General features: G+C 60.8%; 2 protein-coding genes. Both read left to right on the top strand.

Features of this window, described 5'->3' with window-relative positions:
- Positions 1 to 628 precede the first annotated feature (628 nt).
- A complete protein-coding gene (locus ACOVQ0_RS11015) occupies positions 629 to 3,379 on the top strand; it encodes a MobA/MobL family protein (RefSeq protein ID WP_421884255.1) in 2,751 nt (916 codons plus the stop codon).
- A 179-nt stretch (positions 3,380 to 3,558) separates the two neighbouring features.
- Positions 3,559 to 4,134, top strand: a complete 576-nt coding sequence (locus ACOVQ0_RS11010; RefSeq protein WP_421884253.1) for a hypothetical protein — start codon at positions 3,559 to 3,561, stop codon at positions 4,132 to 4,134.
- The last annotated feature ends 221 nt before the right edge of the window (positions 4,135 to 4,355 follow it).

The following is a 4,355-nucleotide window of genomic DNA, read 5'->3' as shown; positions in this document are numbered from 1 at the left end:
GCGCGGGATTGCGCTCAAGCCTCAGCGCAGGCTCGCGCAAAAGAACAAACAAAGTACGTTCGTGCGGCATAGGGGGTGACGCATAGACAGTATCTTTCGACACCATGACGTCGCGACGCCGGAACCTAGTTGCGAAGGGGCTTGCTGCTGCCGCCCCTGCTTATTCAGAGCATAGCTCCTCCACGCTCATGGCCTGCGCCAGCGATGGGAGTGCGCTACGGCGAGGTCCGAACCTCATGTCGTTTGCAACGCAAGGCAGCTCTTTCGCGCAACCTGCGCCAATCGCGACCGGCGTCATGTGGGCTGCACGACGCAGCCCCCATGACAGGGTGGGTGTGCACTTGTCCCGCGCTCTTTGACGACAGCCGGTACGAACTGCGTTGACAGTAGCCGCCTAGGCTCGGCTCACCAGCCCGCAGTTTGCGGTCCACCCGACTCCTTCAACGGCGCCCAGAAGGCCGGCTTCGCACGAGTCCTCGGGGGGTAGCTTGTAACATCACCTCGGCGCCCTCTGATATCAGAGAAAGGTCAGTTTAGGGGGTGGTGCGCAATAAAGTGTTTTTCGGGCCTGCCGCCCCTCCAAAACACTGCGTCACCACCCCCACGACCAGCATAGGAAGGCAGGTACGTGGACACGACGCTTCGCGAACTCCGTAAGCATGTGCCGCAGGTCGCGGAACAGTTTGCATCGGCGCGGAGTGCAGCCAACCGGCGTACCCGGCGCAAAGAGGAGCGCGAGGAGGAGACCCGCGTCCGGCGCTTGAGGCGCGCAACACAGCGGAGGCTGCGCGAGCAAGAGCGTGAGGCCCCCACATGGTTTCGAGGTCGCGTCCGCGTCAGGGTCGACAAACCTGACCGCCCCCATGTTGGTCTGAGGACATCCCGCAAACTGCATTCTCGGGACGACCCATACCACATCATCGGCAAGATCGGATCCCCCGTTTTCACCGGTCCCGACGGGTGTCAATCAGTCCACTTCCAATTTCTGGCACGCGGTCTTGCCGGCTCCAAGGGTACGCCGTGGCTGCGCGGCAGCGCCGCTCGAAAGCTCCAGTACATCACTCGATATGAAGCACTCGAGGATGGGATCGCTAGCTGGTGGTCAAACATCGGCGAGGATCGTGCCGAGCTTACAGCGTTCGGGCAGGTCATCGAGGCACTGGAACGGCATGACCGAAAGAATGCCAACGTATTCTGCGAGGAGATAATCGCTCTGCCGTATGAGCTCTCAACGGCGCAGCGGCGAAAATGCGTTGAACACATCTGCTTGGCAATCAGTGCTCGGGGCCTTCCTTTCGCTGTCGGAATTCACAAGCCTGACCGGAAGGGCGATCAGCGCAACTTTCACTGTCATCTTGTCTACTCGCTGCGGCCAACCCGAAGGCTCAAGGGATATCACTGGGATTTCGAAACTCAGAAGGTTTCCGACATCAATACGCCGGTAGGCATCCGCGCTAGGCGCCAAGCGGTCACGACTGCCCTGAACGTAGCGCTTGCGAAGGCAGGTATAGCGAAGCGTTACACCGATAAATCGCACGCCGCGCGTGGGATCATAACTCCGCCAGGGCGGAAGCGCGGGCAAGCTCTCACGGCAATCTATCGCAAGCGGCAAGCCGAGGAGGAAGCTGCAGCGAAGGGGCCTGCCGTAACCGCACCCATCGAGCGGAAGATCATGACTGCGCGAGATGTTGCCAATCTGGCCAGTGACGCGGCTGCATCTCTCGAGGGAGCGTACGCTACGCTTCAAGCGACAGGTGCGGCCGTCCGGGACACCGTCGTCGAAATGCAGGAGGCTGTTCAGAGCGCCACAGCAAGAGCGAGGGACGCCGCCACGTTAGCCAAAGACGCAATCGATCAGATGCATCGCCGAACGGTCGAGCAAATCACAGCCGCCCGCGCCAGGTTGCATGCCGCTCGAGCGCACATATCGCGCGACACAAGATTGGTCCGATCGGCGGTCGCGAAAGCAGGGATGGACTTTTCGCAAATCGACCATCCTGATCACCTTCAGGCGGTGATGCACATTTCACAGTCGGAAGGTCTGAAATCGCAGACGTCAACTTCTGCAATTACTGAGCAGGCGCACATCGCTTTCGATCTATCGTATCCGGCGCATGAGCCTCAGCCAATAGCTATCCCGGTGCCAGCGTCCAAGCAGACACCTGAAGGCCCCGTAACCATTGTCGATATTCGCAGCCTTGATGATGAAGTGGTCGAGCGACCCGCTCCGGGAACCAAGAACGACATTGACGAGACGGTGGAGCGAACGCTTGAGCAAAGTTCGAGTGGCGATAGCGCCCCCGCAATTGACAAAGCTGAAGTGGGGCGCGGTGAAGATGATAATGAGGCCATAACGTCACTGGGGACCGGTGGTGCTACCAACAGCATCGTAGCCCCGCTTCAAGGCACTCGCCGCGAGCCCACTCCCCAGACGATCGCCCCGACGCCAGCCACACCACGGCCTAAGGTCGCCGCGTCTCGCAAGCCGCAGGAGATTGAAGGCGATGCTCCCAATCTCTCGTCCGATTTGCAACCTGACGAAGCTGCGGTCATGAAGCGAAAAGCCGAGGCGCAGGCTGGTCGCGACGCCGAGGAACCAGCGAGGGTAGAGGCTGAGGCTGAGGAGCAGGCTCCGCGCGAGGCGGAGGCTCAGCGCCAAAAAACGGGCGCAAATCGCGCTCATTCGGTCATTCCCGCGCCTCCTGTGGAGCGGCCGGACACAACCCCATCCGAACCAGTCATGGCGCCCCCTGTGCCCCAGCCACTTCGCCAGACGCGCATCGAGCTCGCTCCCAACACAGCAGTAAACAGGCCGGCGAATGATGGCGAGGCAGTGGTTTCTCGGCGTGCGCTGGGCCCTGATGCTCAGTTGAAGCCAAATTCGACCAACCTTCGAGACGATCTCGTACAGAATCGAGACTCGGCCTTGAGCAGTCCCCCTTCGCCGCAGCCCGTCCAGCCGGAGGCGTCTGTCCCAGCTGAGTCAGCCCAGAGGCCTCGGACGCTCGACGAAATGTCGCGAGAAGAGCTGGAGCAAATCCGCAAAAAGCTTGTGGCGAAAGAGACGCAGATACGAGCGGTCGCAGCGGGTATACCGATTGGGCAGTTCCGGGAGTTTCCCCTCCCAGATCAAATTACCCTCTGTGGTGGCGCTGGCTTGCCTCACCAAGAAGAACTGCGCCTCGCCGCCATCACGGACCTCCTCAGCAAGCTCCCGAAGGTTGCTCCGCCAGTGTGCGTGTCCGAGCCAGCACGGCCCCAGATGTCGTCGCCCGCACCGGCGCAGCCCGCGCCGAAGCCGCCAGTCAAGGATGATTTGGAAGGCATGACCCGCCAGCAGTTCGACAGCCTCCGTAAGGACGGCTTCGGTCGAGACTAGCGCTCAACCATGGAGGGCCATCGGGCTCTGCCTTGGATCGGAGGCAGCGCTTGTTTGGCGCTGCCGAGGCCGGCGCACGATACCACTTCAACATGACGGACACCGTTGGCGTACCGCTGATCCCGTTAGTATAATAAAGTCTCGCATCAGTATTCCCGAATATCTGCACGCGCACTGGCTTGCGTTTCTTCAGGAATGGTTCCGGTCAAAAAGTCGGGTTTGATTACTGCCGCTACTGGCGCGAACTAAGCGATGAAGATCTGCCGATAGGACCGGGTATCCTCCAACGTATCCATCCTACTCCGCCCTATCAGACCGTCAGCGAAGCCAATGCAATGGCTCGGCATGACATGCTGCTGCCTCGCCGGGCTCCGCAGGATATCCCGACCGTGGCAACCCTCCTTGAGCGGTTCGATAGATCGCCTCCCCTCAAGAAGGACGTGTTCGCTGAGTTCAAGATCACCCAACCTCAAGGTTTGCCGTGGCACAAACACTACGAGATCGTCCGTGACGGGTGTCGCGCATACTTCGCCTATGAGCTGCATCTGGCCGCGATCCTGGCGCCTCACCGTCCGGGTCTTTGCGGCTCGGAGAACCCCAACCACGCCCATGTGTTCGTGCCCGCAAGGCCGCTGAACCCAGAGGGTTTCGTCGGAAACCCCGGCAATCTCTGTTCGGACAGCGGACATGAATGCGCATGGGAATCCTGGACCGCTTTCCAGCGGAACTGGATGGCGCAGGGGGGTGTGGCATGAGCGAGCTTTACGTCCACTTGGAAACCGGCCTCGACCATGAGGCCGCACGGCAATGCGGTTAGCCCGGCACGGAACAATTGTGTCTCGCAAGCCGAAGCTTGCAGCGATCTAAACAGGACCTGCAGCGCCTGTTCTGTGGCCGCTATCTCAGCGTGCGTGGGGGCATCCTTCCGCAGCGGCAGATAATGATTATCGCGATGCGCCCGGGCCTTTGCTCCCTG

The organism is Novosphingobium sp., assembly GCF_049240505.1.
Classification (GTDB): Bacteria; Pseudomonadota; Alphaproteobacteria; order Sphingomonadales; family Sphingomonadaceae; genus Novosphingobium.
Note: the sequence above shows the minus strand (reverse complement) of the source record. Positions and strands in the feature narration are given on the sequence as shown.